This window comes from Micromonospora sp. URMC 106 (assembly GCF_051386395.1).
Classification (GTDB): domain Bacteria; phylum Actinomycetota; class Actinomycetes; order Mycobacteriales; family Micromonosporaceae; genus Micromonospora.
In genome coordinates this window covers 1-20,135 of sequence record NZ_JBPQTP010000013.1, presented here as the reverse complement: position 1 = coordinate 20,135, position 20,135 = coordinate 1, and the positions used below count along the sequence as shown (strand labels likewise).

At 70.5% G+C, this 20,135-nt stretch carries 19 protein-coding genes; 8 read left to right on the top strand and 11 right to left on the bottom strand.

The genetic code is table 11. The features are described from left to right. Positions 1-116: 116 nt before the first annotated feature. Both ACSNOB_RS06645 and ACSNOB_RS06640 read left to right on the top strand, forming a co-directional pair. On the top strand, positions 117-1,964 hold the full coding sequence (locus ACSNOB_RS06645) for a 2-oxoacid:acceptor oxidoreductase subunit alpha (RefSeq protein WP_436685733.1): 1,848 nt from the start codon (positions 117-119) through the stop codon (positions 1,962-1,964). Beyond that, positions 1,957-2,991, top strand: a complete 1,035-nt coding sequence (locus ACSNOB_RS06640; protein ID WP_436685732.1) for a 2-oxoacid:ferredoxin oxidoreductase subunit beta — start codon at positions 1,957-1,959, stop codon at positions 2,989-2,991. The genes ACSNOB_RS06645 and ACSNOB_RS06640 overlap by 8 nt, the downstream gene beginning before the upstream one ends. Before the next feature lie 120 nt (positions 2,992-3,111). Here the strand turns inward: ACSNOB_RS06640 and ACSNOB_RS06635 are convergent, their stop codons facing one another. Both ACSNOB_RS06635 and ACSNOB_RS06630 read right to left on the bottom strand, forming a co-directional pair. After that, positions 3,112-4,854 (bottom strand): trypsin-like serine protease, encoded by a 1,743-nt coding sequence (locus ACSNOB_RS06635; RefSeq protein WP_436685731.1) that lies wholly within the window; start codon positions 4,852-4,854, stop codon positions 3,112-3,114. Between the two features lie 358 nt (positions 4,855-5,212). Continuing rightward, positions 5,213-6,226, bottom strand: a complete 1,014-nt coding sequence (locus tag ACSNOB_RS06630) for a potassium channel family protein (RefSeq protein ID WP_436685730.1) — start codon at positions 6,224-6,226, stop codon at positions 5,213-5,215. 273 nt (positions 6,227-6,499) lie between these two features. Here ACSNOB_RS06630 and ACSNOB_RS06625 point away from each other — a divergent pair, with 273 nt between their 5' ends. Next, the gene (locus tag ACSNOB_RS06625; protein ID WP_436685729.1) at positions 6,500-7,024 is read left to right on the top strand and encodes a helix-turn-helix domain-containing protein; all 525 of its coding nucleotides are present in this window, start codon (positions 6,500-6,502) and stop codon (positions 7,022-7,024) included. Positions 7,025-7,161: 137 nt separating this feature from the next. Then, positions 7,162-7,761: an ATP-dependent Clp protease proteolytic subunit gene (locus ACSNOB_RS06620; RefSeq protein ID WP_436685728.1), complete on the top strand. Its 600-nt coding sequence runs from the start codon at positions 7,162-7,164 to the stop codon at positions 7,759-7,761. Between the two features lie 174 nt (positions 7,762-7,935). Here the strand turns inward: ACSNOB_RS06620 and ACSNOB_RS06615 are convergent, their stop codons facing one another. Next, positions 7,936-8,817, bottom strand: coding sequence for a trypsin-like serine protease (locus tag ACSNOB_RS06615; protein WP_436685727.1), 882 nt, complete (start codon positions 8,815-8,817; stop codon positions 7,936-7,938). A 203-nt stretch (positions 8,818-9,020) separates the two neighbouring features. Next, positions 9,021-9,407: a winged helix-turn-helix transcriptional regulator gene (locus tag ACSNOB_RS06610; protein WP_436685726.1), complete on the bottom strand. Its 387-nt coding sequence runs from the start codon at positions 9,405-9,407 to the stop codon at positions 9,021-9,023. Positions 9,408-9,501: 94 nt separating this feature from the next. On the opposite strand from ACSNOB_RS06610, the gene ACSNOB_RS06605 reads away from it, so the two are divergent. Then, on the top strand, positions 9,502-10,350 hold the full coding sequence (locus ACSNOB_RS06605; RefSeq protein WP_436685725.1) for an SDR family oxidoreductase: 849 nt from the start codon (positions 9,502-9,504) through the stop codon (positions 10,348-10,350). A gap of 86 nt (positions 10,351-10,436) precedes the next feature. On the opposite strand, the gene ACSNOB_RS06600 is transcribed toward ACSNOB_RS06605, so the two are convergent. Continuing rightward, positions 10,437-11,414 carry a zinc-binding dehydrogenase gene (locus ACSNOB_RS06600; protein WP_436685724.1) on the bottom strand — a complete coding sequence of 326 codons (978 nt, stop codon included), beginning with the start codon at positions 11,412-11,414 and terminating at the stop codon, positions 10,437-10,439. Between the two features lie 534 nt (positions 11,415-11,948). On the opposite strand from ACSNOB_RS06600, the gene ACSNOB_RS06595 reads away from it, so the two are divergent. Then, positions 11,949-15,086: a BTAD domain-containing putative transcriptional regulator gene (locus tag ACSNOB_RS06595; protein ID WP_436685794.1), complete on the top strand. Its 3,138-nt coding sequence runs from the start codon at positions 11,949-11,951 to the stop codon at positions 15,084-15,086. Here ACSNOB_RS06595 and ACSNOB_RS06590 read toward each other — a convergent pair. Both ACSNOB_RS06590 and ACSNOB_RS06585 read right to left on the bottom strand, forming a co-directional pair. Further along, on the bottom strand, positions 15,070-15,819 hold the full coding sequence (locus ACSNOB_RS06590; RefSeq protein WP_436685723.1) for an ABC transporter permease: 750 nt from the start codon (positions 15,817-15,819) through the stop codon (positions 15,070-15,072). The genes ACSNOB_RS06595 and ACSNOB_RS06590 overlap by 17 nt on opposite strands. After that, positions 15,816-16,754: an ATP-binding cassette domain-containing protein gene (locus ACSNOB_RS06585; RefSeq protein WP_436685722.1), complete on the bottom strand. Its 939-nt coding sequence runs from the start codon at positions 16,752-16,754 to the stop codon at positions 15,816-15,818. The genes ACSNOB_RS06590 and ACSNOB_RS06585 overlap by 4 nt, the downstream gene beginning before the upstream one ends. Positions 16,755-17,705: 951 nt before the next feature. Between ACSNOB_RS06585 and ACSNOB_RS06580 the strand changes: the two genes are divergently transcribed. Both ACSNOB_RS06580 and ACSNOB_RS06575 read left to right on the top strand, forming a co-directional pair. Next, entirely contained in the window at positions 17,706-18,035 is a 330-nt protein-coding gene (locus ACSNOB_RS06580; protein ID WP_436685721.1) for a replication initiator, read from the top strand. Positions 18,036-18,075: 40 nt separating this feature from the next. Then, on the top strand, positions 18,076-18,402 hold the full coding sequence (locus ACSNOB_RS06575) for a hypothetical protein (RefSeq protein ID WP_436685720.1): 327 nt from the start codon (positions 18,076-18,078) through the stop codon (positions 18,400-18,402). A 330-nt stretch (positions 18,403-18,732) separates the two neighbouring features. On the opposite strand, the gene ACSNOB_RS06570 is transcribed toward ACSNOB_RS06575, so the two are convergent. The 4 genes from ACSNOB_RS06570 to ACSNOB_RS06555 all read right to left on the bottom strand — a co-directional run bounded on the left by ACSNOB_RS06570 (position 18,733) and on the right by ACSNOB_RS06555 (position 19,976). Further along, positions 18,733-18,993: a hypothetical protein gene (locus ACSNOB_RS06570; RefSeq protein ID WP_436685719.1), complete on the bottom strand. Its 261-nt coding sequence runs from the start codon at positions 18,991-18,993 to the stop codon at positions 18,733-18,735. Between the two features lie 331 nt (positions 18,994-19,324). Continuing rightward, positions 19,325-19,462 (bottom strand): hypothetical protein, encoded by a 138-nt coding sequence (locus ACSNOB_RS06565; protein WP_436685718.1) that lies wholly within the window; start codon positions 19,460-19,462, stop codon positions 19,325-19,327. Between the two features lie 18 nt (positions 19,463-19,480). Beyond that, positions 19,481-19,648: a hypothetical protein gene (locus tag ACSNOB_RS06560; protein ID WP_436685717.1), complete on the bottom strand. Its 168-nt coding sequence runs from the start codon at positions 19,646-19,648 to the stop codon at positions 19,481-19,483. 31 nt (positions 19,649-19,679) lie between these two features. Next, on the bottom strand, positions 19,680-19,976 hold the full coding sequence (locus ACSNOB_RS06555) for a hypothetical protein (RefSeq protein ID WP_436685716.1): 297 nt from the start codon (positions 19,974-19,976) through the stop codon (positions 19,680-19,682). Positions 19,977-20,135 lie beyond the last annotated feature (159 nt).

Sequence of the window (20,135 nt, the reverse complement as noted above, 5' to 3'; positions counted from 1 at the left end):
GCCCCGCGCAGGTCTGGTACAGCGGTGCGTCAAGGAGGTCACGTGGCCGGGCTAGGCGAGGTCACCATCATGTTCAGCCGCCCGCGCGACCGCGCACAGCGAAGCGAGGTGCAGGCGTGACCAAGCAGATCCGTCAACTGGACCGGGTGGTGATCCGGTTCGCCGGTGACTCCGGCGACGGCATGCAGCTCACCGGCGACCGGTTCACCTCGGAGACCGCGCAGCTGGGCAACGACATCTCCACCCTGCCGAACTTCCCGGCGGAGATCCGGGCCCCCGCCGGCACCCTGCCGGGCGTGTCGAGCTTCCAGGTGCACTTCGCCGACTACGACATCCTGACCCCCGGCGACTCGCCGAACGTACTGGTCGCGATGAACCCGGCGGCGCTCAAGGCCAACCTGGCCGACCTGCCGCGCGGGGCGGACATCATCGTCAACACCGACGAGTTCACCAAGCGCAACCTGGCCAAGGTCGGCTACCAGGCGAACCCGCTCGAGGACGACACGCTCGCCGGCTACGTGGTGCACCCGGTGGCGCTGACGTCGATGACGGTCGGCGCCCTCGCCGAGCACGACGTGTCCAAGAAGGACGCGGAGCGGGCCAAGAACATGTTCGCCCTCGGCCTGCTCTCCTGGATGTACAACCGGCCCTACGAGTCGACGCTGCGCTTCCTGGAGCGCAAGTTCGCCGCTCGCCCGGAGCTGGTCGCGGCGAACGTCGCGGCGTTCCGCGCCGGCTGGAACTTCGGCGAGACCACCGAGGACTTCGCCGTCCGCTACGAGGTCAAACCGGCGAAGATGCCGCCGGGCACCTACCGCAACATCACCGGCAACGCGGCCCTCTCGCTCGGCCTGGTGGCCGCCGGAGTGCGCTCCGGGCTGCCGGTCTTCCTGGGCGCCTACCCGATCACCCCGGCGTCGGACATCCTGCACGAGCTGAGCAAGCACAAGCGCTTCGGCGTGCTCACCATGCAGGCCGAGGACGAGATCGCCGCGGTCGGCGCGGCGCTGGGCGCGTCGTACGGCGGCTCGCTCGGCGTCACCACCACCAGCGGCCCGGGCGTGGCGCTCAAGAGCGAGACCATCTCCCTCGCCGTGGCGCTGGAGCTGCCGCTGGTCATCGTCGACGTGCAGCGGGCCGGCCCCTCCACGGGCATGCCCACCAAGACCGAGCAGGCCGACCTCAACATGGCGCTCTACGGCCGCCACGGCGAGGCCCCGGTCGCGGTGATCGCGCCGAAGTCGCCGGCGGACTGCTTCCACGCGGCCATCGAGGCGGCCCGAATCGCGCTGACCTACCGCACCCCGGTCATCCTGCTCTCCGACAACTACGTCGCCAACGGCTCCGAGCCGTGGCTGCTGCCCGACGTCGAGTCGCTGCCGGACCTGCGGGTCGAGTTCGCCAGCAGGCCCAACGGCGAGGACGGCACGACGTTCCTGCCCTACCTACGCGACCCGGAGACCCTGGCCCGGCCGTGGGCCATCCCGGGCACCCCCGGGCTGGAGCACCGCATCGGCGGTCTGGAGAAGGCCGACAAGACCGGCGACATCTCGTACGACCCGGCGAACCACGACTTCATGGTGCGCACCCGGGCGGCCCGGATCGAGACGATTCCGGTGCCGGACGTCGAGGTGGAGGACCCGGACGGCGACGCCCGGGTGCTGGTGCTCGGCTGGGGCTCGACGTACGGGCCGATCGGCGCGGCGTGCCGGGGCCTGCGCCAGCGCGGCCACGCCATCGCCCAGGCGCACCTGCGGCACCTCGCCCCGATGCCGGCCAACCTCGGTGAGGTGCTGCGCTCCTACGAGCGGGTGGTCATCCCCGAGATGAACCTCGGCCAGCTCGCCCACGTGATCCGGGCCAAGTACCTGGTCGACGCGATCGGCTACAACCAGGTCCGCGGCCTGCCGTTCACCGCCGCCGAGCTGGAGACGATGCTGGAAGAGGTCCTGAAGAATGTCTGAGCCCGTCGCCCTCAAGCTCACCGCCAAGGACTTCAAGTCCGACCAGGAGGTGCGCTGGTGCCCCGGCTGCGGCGACTACGCGATCCTCGCCGCGATCCAGCAGTTCATGCCGGAGCTGAACATCCCGCGTGAGCGGATCGTCTTCGTCTCCGGCATCGGCTGCTCGTCCCGCTTCCCGTACTACATGAACACCTACGGGATGCACTCCATCCACGGCCGCGCCCCGGCGATCGCCACCGGCCTGTCGGCCTCCCGTCCCGACCTGTCGGTCTGGGTGGTGACCGGCGACGGTGACGCCCTCTCCATCGGCGGCAACCACCTGATCCACGCGCTGCGCCGCAACGTCAACCTGAAGATCCTGCTGTTCAACAACCGGATCTACGGCCTGACCAAGGGGCAGTACTCGCCGACCTCCGAGGTCGGCAAGATCACGAAGTCGACCCCGGCCGGCTCGGCCGACGCCCCGTTCAACCCGCTCTCGCTCGCCCTCGGCGCCGAGGCCACCTTCGTGGGCCGCACCATCGACTCCGACCGCAAGCACCTCCAGTCGGTGCTGCGGGCCGCGGCGGAGCACCAGGGCTCGGCGTTCGTGGAGATCTACCAGAACTGCAACATCTTCAACGACGGCGCGTTCGACCAGCTCAAGGAGCCGGCCACCCGGGACGACTACCTGATCGGGCTGGAGCACGGGCAGCCCATCACGTTCGGCAAGGACGGGCAGTTCTGCGTCGTGCACCCGCCCGGCGGGTTCGGCCTGGAGGTCCGGGAGACCGCCTCGGTCAGCCCCGGGGAGATCGTCGTGCACGACGCGACGGTCGCCGACCCGGCGTACGCCTTCGCGCTGTCCCGGCTGCCCGGCCTCGACCTGCGGAACACCCCGATCGGCGTGTTCCGCTCGGTGGACCGGCCGTCCTACGACAGCGTGGTGCAGGGGCAGCTCGACGCGGCGAAGGCGACGGTGACCGAGACCCCGGAGCAGCAGCTCGCCGGCCTCCTGGCCAGTGGGGACACCTGGACGATCCTCTGACCGGCGCGGCCGGTCGCCGCCCACTCGGGAAGGCCGGCCCGCCACCGCTCGGTACGACGAAGAAGGGCCCGCAACCGTTCGGTTGGGGGCCCTTCCCGTGCGCAGGTGGTGCGGACCTGATCAGAAGATCGGGTTGAACCCACCCCAGCCGCTGGAGATCACCTTGCCGCTCGCGTCGATCCACTGGCCCTTGCCGTTGGTCGTGTAGAGCCGCATCTGGTTGCTGCTGTTGACGCCCAGCATGTCCATCATGTTGTCGCCGCTCCAGTCGCCCAGCGTCAGGATGCTCTTGAAGCCACCCCAGCCGCTGCCGATCTGGGTGCCGGCCGGGTTGGTCCAGCCGCCCTTGCCGTCGGACTGGTACATCTTGAGGTAACCGGTCGAGGTGCGACCGATGATGACCTCCAGGCCGTCGCCCTTCCAGGCGCCCGGCGTCAGGAACAGGTTGAACCCGTTCCAGCCGGTGCCGATCCGGGTGCCCGCCGGGTTCTCCCAGCCGCCCGCACCGTTGCTGGTGTAGCGGATGAGGTCACCGTTGGACTTGCGGACCAGCAGGCTCGGGCGGTTGTTGCCCATCCAGTTGTTCGTCACCATGAGCGCGGTGAAGCCCGCCCAGCCGGTGCCGATCAGCTTGGCGCCGCCGACCAGGTTGCCCCGACCGTCGGTGTTGTAGAGGTACAGCTCACCGGTGGTCTTCATCGCCATGATGGACGGCCGCTTGTCGCCGTTCCAGTTGTAGACGCGGAAGACCCGCTTGAAGCTGCCCCAGCCCGAGTTCAGCTTGCGCTTGTAGTAGAAGCCGCCGAACCCGTCGTTGGAGAAGCCGCTGCCGCCGAAGAGCTGCAGGTTGCCGGAGCTGTCCCGGGCGACGATGTCGGTACGACCGTCGCCGGTCCAGTCGGCGTTCACCACCGGCGGTCGGGTCAGGTCGGCCTTGACCGTGTTGACGTAGTTGTTCAGCCGCACGTAGAAGCCGGGGGCCTCGCCGCACCTGTAGCCCCAGCTGGTGATGCCCACCTGCTTGCCGGCGACCAGGACCGGTCCGCCCGAGTCGCCGTCGCAGGTGTCGCTCTCCGGCGCTCCGGGCAGGCCCGCCCCGGCGCAGAACATCTCGCTGCTGTAGTACTGCCCCGGAACGTTGCAGTACGAGTCGGACTGCATCGGCACCGTCGCCTTGCGCAGCCGGCTGTCCGGGTTCTCCTCGTCGGGGGCCGCAATGCCGTAGCCGGCGATCACCGCGGAGGTGCCCGCCGCGTAGGGCACCTGGTTCCCCTGGGTGTCCAGGGTGACCGGGGTGTACTCGACCGGCAGGTTCTGCTTGAGGGTGAGCACCGAGACATCGTTGCGGATCGGCGCGTCCTCGACGGTGTTCAGCTGGGCGAGGTTCCAACCCGGATGGGTCCAGGTGGAAGCGACCTCGGCCACGTACCCACTGGTGTTGACGATTCTGCCGTAGGAGTCCACGAGCTGGTCGTTGCCGGCGATCACCCGGGTGGTGTTCGGTTCGCCGGTGACGCAGTGCGCGGCAGTCAGCACCTTGTTGGGGGCGATGATCGTGCCCGTGCACCAGCCCCAGGCGTTGTCGGGGAACGTCATGACGATCCCGACGATGTAGGGGAACTCCGACGCGCTGGCGAACTCTCCCTTGACGATGCGCGGCGACGCCCCGGTGCCGGACTGGAACCGAGGTCCCATGGCTCCCGGCGGGGGCAGCGCGATCGTGCCCTTGTGCAGGTTCGGCAGCTTCCTCGGGCTGTCGACCCGAGGACCGCTCGCCGCGTCGTACACGCCGTCCCCGGCCGGGGCGGCCTGAGCGACGGTAGCGGGCGCGACGAACGCCGCACCGGCGAGGGCGAGGCCCACGATGCCGGCCGACCAACGCCGTCTGGCTCCTGCGGATGTTGCCACTTCAGCCACTGATTGGTTTCCCGTCGTTCGATTAACGAGGCGCTCGGAACGGCTCAGCGGAATGCGCCCGACCGGACGGGGTGACGACGTTCGACGCCAGGGCATCAGCCCATGTGCGAAAGATGCAGCCCCCGTCGTGCCTGAGCCAATGACGGCGCGTCGACTGTGGTCGATGACGCCCACCGGCAATTCCAAGCCGCCAAACGGTAGCAGGCGGCCCACCGCGGAAAAAGATCCGCAAAGACGATTCTTCGTCAGCTTAAGAGCCCGAACCCGGGGGCCGTCACGTCGGCGTCGGCCCCGCCCGGGAGCTTCAGGAGGCGGTGGTCGCCTGGGGACGGTCGTCGCGGACGTGCACCAGCATGTCGCCGGTCTCGATGACGGCGCCCGCCTTGTCGGCCAGGGTGACCACCTTGCCGCGGCGGACCAGGGCGATGACCAGCGAGTCCAGCTCGCGGGGAGAGCGGCCCACCTCGGTCCGCTCGGCGGAGCGCATCGCCAGCGCCATGCCCTGGCCCGGGGTGAGCAGGTCCTCCACCACGTCGATCAGCGGCGGGGCCGAGGTGGACAGGCCCAGCAGGCGGCCGGCGGTGGCCGAGGAGACGATGACGTGGTGGGCGCCGCTCTGCTTGAGCAGCGGGGCGTTCTCCGCCTCCCGCGCGGCGGCGATGATCCGCACCTGTCCGGCGGTGAGCTGCCGTACGGTCAGCGCCACCAGCACCGAGGCGTCGTCGCTGTCGGTCGCGATGATGACCGCCTTGGCGTTGCGGACGTGCGCCTCGTTGAGCACGGACGACCGGGTCGCCGACCCCTCGATCGCCACCAGGCCGGCCGAGGTGGCCTGCCGCAGCGCCGGGCCGCTGCGCTCCACCACCACGATCCGGGACTTGTCGAGCCCGTTCTCCAGCAGTGCGGAGACCGCGCTGCGGCCCTTCGTGCCGTAGCCGCAGATGATGACGTGGTCCTTCACGGCTCTCCTCCACCGCGACAGGCGGCGCCCGGTGCGGTACTGCTCGGTCAGCACTTCCAGGGTGGTGCCGACCAGGATGATCAGGAAAAGCACCCGGGCCGGCGTGATGTAGACGACGTTGATCAGCCGGGCGGTCTGGCTGACCGGGGTGACGTCGCCGTAGCCGGTGGTCGACAGGGTGACCACCGCGTAGTAGAAGCAGTCGAGGAGGGTCAGCCCGTCCTCGTTGACGTCGCGGTAGCCGTCCCGGTCGAGATAGACCACGGCGACGGTCGCGAAGACCAGGCCGACGGCGGCGGCAAGCCGGAGGCTCAGCGCGCTCAGCGGCCCCCGTCGCTGCGCGGGAAAATGGATCACCTGAGGACCTGCCCCGACTCCGTCGTCGCCTGCACGACCACAACATAGCGGCCCGGGCGGATTCCGCACGGCGGGGTCGCCGACGAGGGCAACCGGTCGGGTCTCGGAATCCGGCAACCGGCGGACGGCACGGACCCTCCCCCGGCCGGGGCGGCCGGAGGAGCCATCCGTCGGGACCGCACCCGGCGGGCGACCCGCCGAGGCGGTCCGCAGCGCCGCAACAGGGCATGATGAGGGGTGTCCCCCGACGGCGACCACGAGAGTGAGGCCCGCATGTCGTTGCTGCGACGAGTGATCGGCGGAGTGCTGCGCCGGCTCCGGCTGCGGCAGGGCCGCACGCTGCGCGAGGTGGCCGAGGCCGCCGGGGTGTCCGTGCCCTACCTGTCCGAGGTCGAACGCGGTCGCAAGGAGGCATCCTCGGAGGTGCTCGCGGCGATCTGCCGGGCGCTCGGCATCCACCTCTCCGACCTGCTCGAGGAGGCGCGCGACGACCTGCGCCGGGTCGAGCCGCGCATCCCGGCCGCGCCCCGGGCGGACCTGGCCCTCGCCGGGGCGGGCCCGGCCGGCGCCGACCCGGCCGGGTTGGAGCTGGCGGACGCCACCGGCGCCGCGCCGGTCGTCCGGGTCGGTCTCCGGACCGGTGGCCCGCTGCTCCACCTGGCTCCGCCGGCCGGCGGGCCGACCGTCCGGGTGGGGCGCTCCGCCTCCGCCCGGAGCGGTCACCCCGGCCCGCGTACCCGTGCCGTGCTCGGCTGCGGACGGTGCCGGTCGGGCCGACGGCGGCTGGCGGCCGTCTAGGCTCGGCCGCTTTCCGCCCTGGGCGGATCTGCCGCGGGCAGAATCGCTACGGCGACGCGCGGTTCACCGGGCAGTCTGGAGAGGCCGGTCCCCCGGGCGTCTCCGGTCGCCCGCCGGCGCTGTGGGAGGGCGCACAAATGATCGCTACGGGCGTACGCATGTTGGACGGTGGGCATCCGTCCTTCGGCGACCAGGTGTTCAACCGGCTGCTGAAGGAGCGGATCATCTTCCTCGGCACCGAGGTGACCGACGAATCGGCGAACCAGATCTGCGCCCAGATCCTGCTGCTCGCCGCCGAGGACGCGGATCGGGACATCTTCCTCTACATCAACTCGCCGGGCGGCTCGGTGAGCGCGGGGATGGCCGTCTACGACACGATGCGCTACGTCAAGAACGACGTGGCCACCCTGGCGCTCGGCCTGGCCGGCTCGATGGGCCAGTTCCTGCTCTGCGCCGGGGCGGCCGGAAAGCGTTACGCGCTGCCCCACTCGCGGATCATGATGCACCAGCCGTCCGGCGGGATGGGCGGCACGGCCGCGGACATCACCATCCAGGCCGAGAACATGCTGCACGTGAAGCGCACCATGCAGGAGCTGATCGCCCAGCACAGTGGGCGCACCCTGGACGAGATCCAGCGGGACTGGGACCGGGACCGGTGGTTCACCGCCGAGCAGGCCCGCGAGTACGGCCTGATCGACAAGGTGCTCACGAAGGTCGCCCAGCTCCCCCCGGGTTGACCGACCCCGCCGGGTCGGGCCGCCACGGCGGCCGGGTCGAGCCGATCGCGACGGCACGGCGGCCGGAGCAGGCCGCCGCGCTCGCGGCGGGCGGCAAGGCGACGGGGGCGGCCGGGCGGTGACGCGCGACGGCGGCCGGCGATGGTCCCGCCGGCCGCCGTCGCGTCCCGTCGTTCAGGGCAGGTCGACGAAGTCGTCCAGGAAGTCCCGGGCGCTGTCGCTGTCCAGCCGGTAGGTGACGTTGGTGGCGTAGCAGGGGGCGTCGCCGGTGATCGTCGTCGAGGCGAGGAGCCGCTGTCCGCCGACGGTGACGAAGTTCGGGCCGCCGGAGTCGCCGTAGCAGGCCCCTCCGTAGTCGCGGGACTCGTTCATGGCGAGCCGCACCCAGGTGTCGTTGAGCGCGTTGAAGCCGACCTCGGCCTTCATCCGCACGCCGCCGCCCGGGTGGACGTGCCCGCCCGGCTCGCGCTGGGCCTCGGCGGTGCCGTACCCCATGACCTCCCACCGGGCCGCGTCGAGCGCCCGCGAGCCGAGCGCGTCGAGCTGGCCGGCGGTCGGCAGGGTGGCCGGGGTGAAGTCCCAGCGCCGGTCCAGTTCGCCGGCCTGCGCGGCGTCGAGGGTGACCACCGAGATGTCGTGCGAGTCGGCCGAGTTTCCCGGGTAGTCGGGGTGGACGTGCGGCGTGCCCTCGACGCCCACGGAGGCGGCCACCTGGGCCGGGCCGAGCCCGGCGGCCTTGGCGGCGGCCAGCGCGCCCTCGACGTCCTGCGCCAGCGAGACGTAGAACCGGGCGCCCGGGGCCCAGTCGGTGGTGCAGTGCGAAGCGGTCAGGAAGACGTCCCGGTCGATCATCGTGCCGGAGCAGTACCAGTCCACCACGTCCGGCGTGCCGGGATCGCCGTCGCGGTCCCACTGCACGATCAGGGCGCCGACCTCGGTGCGCTCCGGGGCGGGCAGCGCGTTGTAGGTGTTGATGGCGGATGCCGGTGTGGCGGCGACGACGGCCGCGGCGAGCGCCGCGGTGGTCAGTGTGGCGAAGAGTGCGGTACGGCGCACGGGTCCTCCGGTGTGGGATTCAGAAGCGGCACCGGCACCGGACGCGCCCCCTCGATCCGCGTCCGATCCCCGGTACGCATGGCCGCGCTGGCGGCCGCCGATACGCGGAGCCTATTCCCGGCGATGGGAATCCGCGCGGGCTGCGCACGCAGCGTCTTGCCGGCGAATCTCGTTACATCCGGCGGGCGATTGCCCGTTCCCGCCTAACGGGTCTCGGCGTCGTAGCGGGCGCGGGCGGCCTCCACCTCGTCGAGGTGGGTGGTCGCCCAGGACTCCAGGCCGGCGAGCAGGTCGAGCAGGCTACGGCCGAGGTCGGTCAGCGCGTAGTCGACCCGCGGCGGCACGCTCGCGTGCACCGTCCGGGTCAGCAGGCCGTCGCGTTCCAGGGCGCGCAGGTTCTGGGTGAGCATCTTCTGGCTCACCCCCTCGATCCGCTGGGCCAGCTCGCCGTAGCGCTTCGTGCCGTCGGCGAGGGCGAGCATCACCAGGACGCTCCACCGGTCGCCGATCCGGTCCAGGACCTGCCGGCTGCCGCAGGCGCGGGCGAAGACGTTCGGATGCACTTCACTCTCCAACGGTAAGTCACGCACTTCAAGGTGCCTACTCTCCAACGGGAAGTATGAGGGAGGCATTCCCGTTGCCGTTGACGTCCGACACCTTCCCGCACCTTCGCAAGGAGTACCCATGACCATCGTCGTCACCGGCGCCACCGGCCACCTCGGTCGCCTGATCGTCGAATCGCTGCTGCGCCGCGGCGTACCGGCCGGGCAGGTCGTGGCGCTCGGCCGGGACACCGACCGGCTGGCCGACCTCGCCGGGCGCGGCGTGACGGTGCGGCGGGCCGACTACACCGACCCGGACTCGCTGCGTGCCGCCTTCGCCGGGGCGGAGAGGCTGATGTTCGTCTCCGGCAGCGAGGTCGGGCAGCGGGTGCGGCAGCACCGCAACGTCGTCGCCGCCGCCAGGGAGGCCGGCGTCGGGCTGGTCGTCTACACCAGCATCACCAGGGCCGACACGTCCAGCCTCATCCTGGCCGCCGAGCACCGCGCCACCGAGCAGGAGCTCCGCTCCTCCGGCCTGCCGTACGTGTTCCTGCGCAACAACTGGTACTTCGAGAACTACCTCCCCCAGCTCCCGGCGTACCTGGAGCACGGCGTCGTCGGCGCCGCCGGCGACGGCCGGATCGGGGCGGCCGCCCGCGCCGACTACGCCGAGGCCGCCGCGGCGGTGCTCACCACCGAGGGCCACACCAACCAGGTGTACGAACTGGCTGGTGCGCCGTTCACGATGACCGGACTGGCCGAGGAGCTGTCCCGGCAGGCCGGCCGCCGGGTCGGCTACACCGATCTGCCGGTGGAGAGGTACGTCGAGGTGCTCGCCGGCGCCGGCGTGCCGCGGTCGTACGCGGAGGTGCTCGCCGACGGCGACCGGGGCGTCGCCGAGGGCGCGCTGGACGTCGACAGCGACGACCTCGGGAAGCTGATCGGCCGGCAGCCGACCACGCTGGCCGAGGCGATCCGCGCCGCGCTCTGACGACCGCCCGACCCGGCCGCCCCGCCGCCGACGATGGGCGGGGCGGCCGGGGTGCGGCAGCGGGGCGCGCCGCCGGGGCGCCGGTGTCACCGCGGCACGGTCAGCACCACCTTGCCCAGCGCCCGGCGCCCCTCCAGATCGGCGTGCGCGGTGGCGGCGTCGGCCAGCGGATAGGTCGTGACCAACGGCCGCCACCAGCCCTTGCCCGCCAGCTCCAACGACCGGGCGGCCAGCGCCGGGATGCCGCCCGGCAGGGCGCGCATCCGCTGCATCAGCCAGCCGACGGTCACGCCGCGCCCGACGATGTCGCCGGTCTCGATCCGGGTCGCCTCGCCGGCCGACCAGCCGAACATCATGAACCGGCCGCCCGGCTTCATCAGCTCCAGGGCCGACCGGCCCACCGCGCCGCCCACCCCGTCGTACACGAGGCTCAGGTTGCCGACCCGCTCCCGCACCCGGTCGGTCCAGTCCGGGAGCCCGTAGTCCACCACCACGTCCGCCCCGAGGTCGCGCAGCTTCGCCGTCCGCTCGGCGCCCCGCGCCGCCGCCACCACGGTGGCGCCGGTCGTCCGCGCGGCCTGGACCAGCAGCCAGCCCACCCCGCCGGCCGCCGACGGCACGAAGACGACATCGTCCGCCGTCGGCGGTTCCAGGTCGAAGATCCCGAGCGCGGTCCGGCCCGTGCCGACCGCCGCCACCGCCTCGGCGAAGCTCAGACTCTGCGGTACGGCGAAGAGCGACCCGACCGCCGTGACCGCCTGTTCGGCGTACCCGCCCGGCACCATGCCCAGGTGCGCGACGACCCGCCTGCCGCGCCACGACTCGTCGACGCCGTCGCCCAGGTCGTCCACGACGCCGGCGACCTCCCGGCCGGGGATGGTGGGCAGCTCGGGCGGCGGCATCGGGCCGCCGGCCTCGCCCCGGCGCAGGCTCGTGTCGAGCAGGTGTACGCCGCTGGCGGACACCGCGATCCTGACCTGGCCGGGGCCGGGCGACAGGTCGGGCACCTCGCCGAGGACGAGCTTCTCGGGCGGACCGAACTCGTGAAGCTGAATCGCACGCATGCCCCCATCCGACTACCTCAACCTCGCTTGAGGTCAAGCCCGCAGCGGGTGGCTCAGGTCGCCGCGAGAGCGACGGGTCCACCGAGGCCAGGGGCGTACGGGGCGGTGCACCGCGGGGGTCACCAGTTGAGCGGCGACGTCGGCGCAGATCGCCGCACCGTATTCGAGGCCCCGCTCGTCGGGATAGCGCGTGACCACCGCCTGGCGACCGCCGAGATCGTAGAGAGCTTCGGCCGAGTCGTCGGAGCTGTACCGGATCGCGTGGCTGGCCTGTCTGAGACGTACGTCCTAGGGCTTGCGGCCTGCCTCTGTGCTCCGGCGCAGGAAGTCGGAGACGATCCAGACCTTGATCCTCGATTCGGTGGATGCCATCCCGCCGGCCTGCAACACCGCTTGCGACGAGTGACGCCGCGCTGGTCGCCGTGTCAGTCCCAGCCAGAGAAAGGCTCCCCGCACCTCGTGGCCCGCTCGGCAAGCTGCGGTGCGAGCGTCGGCAGTTCGATGCCCGCTCATCGCCGTGGCAAAATCCGGCGGATGCAGATCGGGATGCTCGGATCGTTCGAGGTCCGCACGGACGACGGCGCCTTCGCCGACGTGCCGGGCGCGCGGCTGCGCGGGCTGTTGATCGCCCTCGCACTCGAACCAGGTCGCGTGGTCCCAAAGGCGACGCTCATCGACTGGATCTGGGGTGAACGCCCGCCCACGGACGCGGCGAACGCCCTGCACCGCCTGGTTTCCCGGCTGCGGAAGGCGCTGCCGGAGGGGGTCGTCGAGGGGCAGGCGGACGGCTACCGCTTGACGGTGGAACCCGACGCCGTCGACGCCGTGCGGTTCGAACGCCTCGTCGGCGAGGCCCGCGACGACGAGGACCCACGGCGGCTACGGCGGCTGCGCGAGGCCCTCGCGCTGTGGCGCGGTGCCGCCATGCAGGACGTCGGCCTGCCGGACAGCGCGGCGTTCGGCGCGGCGGTCACCCGGCTCGAAGGGCTACGCCTGACAGCCATGGAGGATCGGTTCGATGCGGAGATCAGCCTCGGCCACGGTGCGGAGGTGGTCACCGAACTGACCAGTCTGGTGGCCGCGCACCCGGTGCGAGAACGGCTCGTCGCCGCGCTGATGCGTGCCCTCGCCGCGACCGGTCGCGACACCGAGGCGCTGCTCGTGTACCAGCGCACAAGAGAAGCGCTCGCCGACACGCTGGGCGTCGATCCCTCACCGGAGCTGTCCGCACTGCACGTCGCGCTGCTGCGAGGCGAGTCGGGACGGCGGGGGGAGAACCGGAAAACCAACCTGCGTGCCGAGCTGACCAGCTTCATCGGCAAGGACGCTGATGTCGCCGCGGTCGGCGAACTCATCGCCGATCATCGGCTCACCACCCTGATCGGGCCGGGCGGCTCGGGGAAGACCCGACTGGCCACGGAAACCGCCCGCACGCTGCTCGACGACCTGCCGGACGGGGCCTGGCTGGTGGAGCTCGCCGCCATCGGCGCCGACGGTGACGTGGCGCACTCGACGCTCGCCGCGCTCGGCCTCCGGGACGCGCTGCTCGGCGAGGCACCGGACGCGGAGCCGACGGACCGCCTCATCGCCGCGATCCGCGAGCGGGCCATGTTGCTGATCCTGGACAACTGCGAGCACGTCGTCGAGTCGGCGGCGGCGTTCGCCCATCGCATGCTCGGGGAGTGCCGACGGCTGCGGATCCTGGCGACGAGCAGAGAACCGCTCGGCATCACCGGTGAGACGCTGTGGCCGGTCAAGCCCCTGGCCTTGCCGGAGGGGGACGCCGGCCCCGGCGAGATCGCGTCCGCGCCGGCCGTCCGGTTGCTGTGGGACCGGGCGAGCGCGGTGCGCAGGGATCTCCCGGTCGACGCCCACACCTTGTCGACGATGGTGCGCGTCTGCCGGGCGCTGGACGGGATGCCGCTGGCGATCGAACTGGCCGCGGCCAGGTTGCGCACCATGTCCATCGAACAGCTCGCCAACCGGCTCGACGACCGGTTCCGCCTGCTGACCAGCGGTAGCCGTACCGCGTTGCCGCGGCACAGGACGCTGCGCGCCATGGTCGACTGGAGCTGGGAGTTGCTGACCGACGCCGAACGGGTGGTCCTGCGCAGGCTCTCGGTGTTCCTGGGCGGGGCGAGCCTGGAAGCGGCCGAGCGGGTCTGCGTCGGCGACGCGGTCGAGCAGGAACAGGTGCTCGAGTTGCTCACCGCGCTGACCGAGAAGTCGCTGCTGGTCGCCGAGGGCGACAGTGCGCCCCGCTACCGGATGCTCGGCACGATCAAGGAGTACGCCGGGCACCGGCTCGCGGAGGCGGGGGAATCGGACCTGGCGCGCCACGCGCATCTCGCCTACTTCACCGAACTGACCGAGACCGCGGAGCCGCACCTTCGCCGCGCCGAGCAGCTGGAGTGGCTCGCCACGCTCAGGGTCGAGCACGACAACATCGGTTCCGCGATGCGTAGTGCGCTCGCGGCCGGCGAGGCGCAGGCGGCGATGCGGCTCGCGGCAGCCGCTGGCTGGTACTGGTGGCTCGGTGGGCACAAGGCTGAAGGCATCGAGCTGATCATCGCCGCCACGAAGATTCCCGGCGAGGTGACCGACGAGATCCGGGCCATGGTGTACGCGCTTGTCGTGCTGATCGCGGGCTCCGGGCGGGGCGACGAACACCTGGTGGAGGAGTGGATCCACAAGGCCTACCGGTTCGGCGAGCGCAGCGGGTTCCGCAATCCGCTGCTGGAGTTGGCCGTCCCGCTGGAACGGATGTTGCAGGCGCCGGGCGCGTTCCTGCCCACGTGGGAACCATTGCTGGACAACAGGGACCCCTGGGTACGCGCACTGGCCCGGCTGCATCTCGGCAAGATGCGGATCATGCTCGGCCACGGCGGGCGGGACGCGGACGCATACCTTGAGACGGCGCTCGCGGAGTTTCGGGTACTGGGCGAGAGGTATGGGATCTCCTTCGCCCTGAGCGAGCTGGCCGAACGCATCGCCACGCGCGGCGAGTTCGCCGGTGCCTGCGAGTACTACGAACAGGCGATCGTGGTCGTGACCGAGGTCGGTGCCATCGAGGACGTCATCCGGATGCGGTCGCGACAGGCGCAGCTGTACTGGCTGCTGGGTGACGAGGACGCCAGCGCTACTGCCATCGGCGAGGCGCAGAGATGCGCCGAGAGGGTCACCTGGCCGGACGCGCTGGCGGAGCTGGCCCTCTCGAAGGCGGAACTCGCTCGCTGGGGCGGCAACGCCGAGGAGGCTCACCGCCAGCTCGATGTCGCGACGGCCATGCTGGGCGACAGGGCGGAGCGGTCGTACCTCCGCGCGGTGACGCACGACCTGCTGGGCTACCTCGCCGACGATCTCGGCGAGGCCCTCAGGTACCACGCCTCGGCCTGCCGGGCGGCGGCCGAGGCGGGGCACGCGCCCCTGATCGCGCAGACACTCGTCGGGATCGCGGACCTGGCACTGCGCCGCGGCCAGTACGAGCAGGCCGCACGGCTGCTGGCGGCGAGCAACGGCGTGCGCGGACTACCGGATCGTTCCCACCCGGATGTGGCGCGGATCGAGCGGACAGCGCGGAGCCGCCTCGGCGACGTGGAATTCGCCGAGGCGGCTCGGGAGGGCGCGGAGACGGACTGGAGTCGACTGGTCGCGGTCACGCTCGCTTGTTGAACGTGGCGGACGCCCACAGGTATCCGACGAGGGCGATGCCGGCGCACCAGGCGATGGCGGCGGCCGCGTCGCCGGTGTCCGGGGTGCCGTTGAGAAGTCCGCGTAGGGTTTCGATGATCGGTGTGAAGGGCTGGTATTCCGCGAACTGCCGCACGCCCGGGCCCATCTTCTCCGCCGGGACGATCGCGCTGCTGAAGAACGGCAGCATGATCAGAGGTACGGCGGCCAGGCCGGCGGTTTCCACGGATTTCGCCGCCAGTCCCAGGGCGACGGTGAGCCAGCTGGTCGCGAAGCCGAGCAGCACGACGATGCCGAGCACGCCGAGCCAGTGCAGGGCACTCGCCGAGGGGTCGAATCCCAGCAGGAACGCCACCGCGATGAGGGCGGCGATGGCGACCAGGTTGGTCAGCACGCTGGCCACGACGTGACCGGTCAACACCGCGCCGCGGGAGACGTGCATGACTTTGAACCGGTTGATGATGCCCTTGGTCATGTCGGAGTTGACCGCTGTCGCGGTGGCTCCGAGCCCGTAGCAGACGGCCAACAACATCAGTCCCGGGGTGGCGTAGTCGATGTAGTCGACACCGACGCTGAAGGCGTCTCCGAACACGTACACGAACATCAGCATCATCACGATCGGCATCAGGACCGCGTTGAACACCGAGGTCGGGTTCCGGGCGATGTGGGTGAAGTTGCGACGCAGCATCACCATCGCGTGGGACTTGGTGCTCATTTCGCGGTCACCTCCGTGCTGCGGCCCGTCAGGGCGAGGAAAACGTCGTCGAGGTCGGGTGTGTGCACCGAGAACTCCTCGGCGTCGAGTGAGTACTCGTCGAGGCGGTCCAGCAGAGCCCGCAGCGAAGCCGTCGCGCCGTCGCTGGGAACCCGCAGGGTCATCGCCTCGGTGTCGCGGGTGGCGTCGGTGAAGAGCCGCGCGGCCGCGTCGAGGTGAGCCACGGTGGCGAACCGCAGCCGGACGTGGGTGCCGGGGATCTGGCGTTTGAGTTCACCGGCGGTGCCCTGGGCGACCAGGCGACCCTGGTCGAGCACCGCGATACGGTCGGCTAGCTGATCGGCTTCCTCGAGGTACTGGGTGGTGAGGAAGATGGTCACACCGTCGGCCACCAGGTCACGGATGATCGACCACATCGTGCGGCGGCTACGCGGGTCCAGGCCCGTCGTCGGCTCGTCCAGGAAAATGATCCGCGGGTTACCGACCAGCGTCATCGCCAGGTCGAGCTTGCGACGCATACCCCCGGAATAGCTCGACGCGAGCTTGCCCGCCGACTCGCTCAACTCGAAGCGATCCAGCAGATCAGCGACGACCCTCCTGCCCTCGACGGCCGGCACCCGCGCCAGATCCACCATCAACTGCAGGTTCTCCCGCCCCGAGAGCAACTCGTCCACCGCCGCGAACTGACCGGTGACCCCGATCGCCGAACGCACCGCCCTGGCCTCGGTCGCCACATCGTGCCCGGCCACGCGCACCGTCCCGCCGTCGGCCCGCATCAACGTGGTCAACACGTTCACCGTCGTCGTCTTACCCGCCCCGTTCGGACCGAGCAGCGAGAATATCGTGCCCGCCTCGACATCCAGATCAATGCCATCCAGCACCACCTTGTCGCCAAAGACCTTTCGCAGCCCCGAAACCTCAATCGCTGTTCTCATGCAACCCACGATCGGCGCCCGGCCTGACACGCCCCTGACACGCCCCTGACACGACCGCTGACACGGTGTCCGCCCTCGTCGCGCCGGGCCAGGATGCCGGCGCCCGAGGTCGCGCAGCGGGCGGGACACTCGGTCGACGTGCTGCTGAAGGTGTACGCGAGGTGCATCGACGGCGACCGCCTGCGGATGAACGAGCGCATCCACGGGATCCGACACGCGCGCACCATAGCAGCGCTACACCGTCAGTTTGGTAGACCGTTTCCGGCTGACCCGATCTGTCCGAAGCGCCTGGTCAGCGGCGGTGCCGTGATGCCCAATCATGACCGCTGCTGGCCGCCCGGGACACCGGCTACTGGCACGTGGCTGGCACGGCTGCGCGGTGGGCGCGTGGCTGTCCGGCGACGTACGGTTACCGCCCTGCCCTTCGGCTCGGGGCGGCTTCCCGTGCGGGCGGCGTTCCGCGCGCCTGGACCCCGGTCTCCGGTGGCAAGCCGCGGAGCGGCGCGGCAGCGAGCGCCCGAACCTCGTCGGAGATTGAGCACCCTCGCGCTCGTCGCGGCATGGGGGCACCACAAGAACGGGGGCCGCGTTCACGCGCGTTGGCTACCCTCGGATTGGTCTGGAGAGAGGAGCGACGGTGGCGATTCCGAAGAAGAGCGTACCCAGGAGCCGGGGTCCGTTCTGGTCGTGCAGATGCCATCAGCACGGCTGGACAACTGGATGGCACTACCGGGGAAGCCTGTGCTTCCGGCGCTGGTCGAGCAGGTCATCCGTACAGCGCTGACCAACGGTTGGCGTCCCGACCGTCCTGGACACCCGTTCACCCTCAACGCCTCCTGAGCAGTGCTCTCGTCACCCTGACCCTCGGCTCACACGGCCCGGTCCACTCCCACCTACGGCGCGGCGCCTACGTCGCACCGTGCGAACCACCGCCACGGCCCCAACGATGACGTGCTCGGCGCCCCGGTCGACCCCGCCAGCTACGACTACCGGCGGTCCGCCCTGGACGCGATCCACTTCGCCCGGGTCCTCGACCGGTGGTGGCAGAACGTCCGCCGCGCTCCGGTGCAGGTGGCGTCCCCGCGGGCCGGGCGGCCGTACGACCTGCGGCACGCAGCGGTGTCGTTGTGGCTGAACTCCGGTGTTCCGGCAACCGACGTCGCCGCCCGTGCTGGGCACTACGTGGACGTGCTGCTGAAGGTGTACGCCAAGTGCATCGACGGCCAAGAGGCGACGGTGAACCAGCGGATTCAGGCGGCGTTGGGCGGTCTGGGTGAGTAGCGCCTGCACTCCGGCATTGTTCTCTGGCTACTCTCGCTCGGTGGCCGAGGACTTCACGATCAAGCTGACCCACGACCAGGCCCTGGTGCTCTCCGATTGGCTTGACAAGGTGATCGGTACTGAGAGGTTCGATGTCATCGTTGACGAGGACATCGCCGTCTGGTCGGCGTTGCACCGCATCAGCGGCGCTCTGGATAAGTCGCTCGTGGAGATCTTCATGCCGGACTACACGACACGCCTGGACGCCGCCCGTACGCGTCTCCTCGCGGACCTCGGGGACTATTTCGTGCAGGAACGGCAGGTCCAACAGGACGCGGGGCACCACGACAGCGGCTACGAGGATCACCGTGACGGATCCGGATCTTGACCGGAACAACGGGCGCGACCTGGGAAAACCCTCCCAAGATCATTCCGTGAATAGTCCGTGGACAGCGACAAACGGCGGCGCCACGCGGCACACCACTGCATAGGGCGACCCACCGACGCGGAAGCGTATCCGCAGTTCAGACGGCGTTTTGGCTGATCTTCGAGGTGCCCCCGGCAGGATTCGAACCTGCGACACACGGTTTAGGAAGGCGACTGAGGCAGGCTTGCCATTGGTGCCGTGACCTGCGCGGGCCGGCTACACCTCGACACCGCAAGGCAAGATCATTGCACGCACTCTGCACGAGGTGCTGCGGACGCCCGACGACGGCCATCAGCCCTTACGGTCGGTCTTGGCGTGCCTGTCTCGCTCCCGAAGCCGCCGCACTCTGCGGAGGTACTGCCCGGCATAGGAGCGCTGCGCGTCGTCGAGCGCCTGCGCGTCTGGGTCCGCAAACACTTCGTAGTAGGAAACCTCGGCCGGGTCGTGGTCGTGCTCAATCAGCCGGCCCAGCACCTGGGCGTCTTGTGCAAGAGGCGGCTGCCTCGCCGCCTCTTCGCGCCATAAGTGCCCGCTGATGTCGTCGTCTGACACGCCGCGATAGTAGACCCCACTCAGCCTCCGGCACCCGCAGTTTGGAAGATCGTTCTCCGCTGACCTGATCTGTCCGGAACGCCTGCCCAGCGGCAGTGCCCGTGGTGCCCGATCATGACCGCTGCTGACCGCCTGGGACACCGGCTACTGGCACGCGGCTGGCACGGCGCCGATGGGTGCGCGGTTGTCCGGCGGCGTACGGCTTACCGCCTCCGGCCTTCGGGCCGGGGGCGGCTTGCCGTGTCGCTGGCTCTCCGCGGGCTTGGACCGCGGTGCTCGGTGGCAAGCCGCGAAGCGGCGCGGCAGCCGATCGCCCCAAGTTGGCCGTCGCTCAGCCGATCCCGCGATCGTCTCGGCCGCTGGTGTGCGGCTCGTCCTTGTCGGCTTCAACGAGGTCACCGGACGACTCGATCAGATCGATGAGACGTCGAAAGATCGGCCAGGGAATCTGCCTGTCACCGATCTGCACCAGGACGCGATGTGCTGGCTATGGCGTGAACGGGCCGTCCTCCGGGGTTGCGTCAGGGATGACGACAGAGAGATGTCCGCCCGCCTCCGACATGCCGGTCAGCTCGTACTGCCAGGCGTCGTCGGGCAGGCTGTAGTACGAGTTCACCTCGTACAGCTCGGTGCCGTGGGACCAGATCTCCACCATCGGATGATGGCAGAAGCCGCGGTCGAGTCACCTAGTGCGGTGACCACGATCGTTCACCGGGTCGGGTCTCCAGCTCCTGAGAGTCGGTCTCCACCCATCGGCTTAGGTGCTGACCGACGACCTCTCGTACTTGGCGGCGGAGGTCCGTGTAGCTCATGTCGCCCATCCCCTCGGCCTTGAAGACCGCATCGGTGAAGCTGTCTACCTCGCCCGGAGGGGACTCGCGGAGCCGACGGTTCTCCTCGGGTGGCAGGCAGAAGCCCAGCTTGATGCAGAGTTCGTCGAGGAGTCGTTGGACATCAGACTTTCGGTCGTCACGTTGGCTCATGAGAGACAGCGTGGCGACTTCCGCCCCGAGCTGCCAACCCGGTCAACGTTTGTGGTCACCGCGCTAGACGGATCGAAGCCGGCCCGACCGGCCGATGCCGGCCGGAGGCCGCCAGCAGGCCGGGTCGGGCCGGCGGGGGGGGGGGGGGGGGGGGGGGGG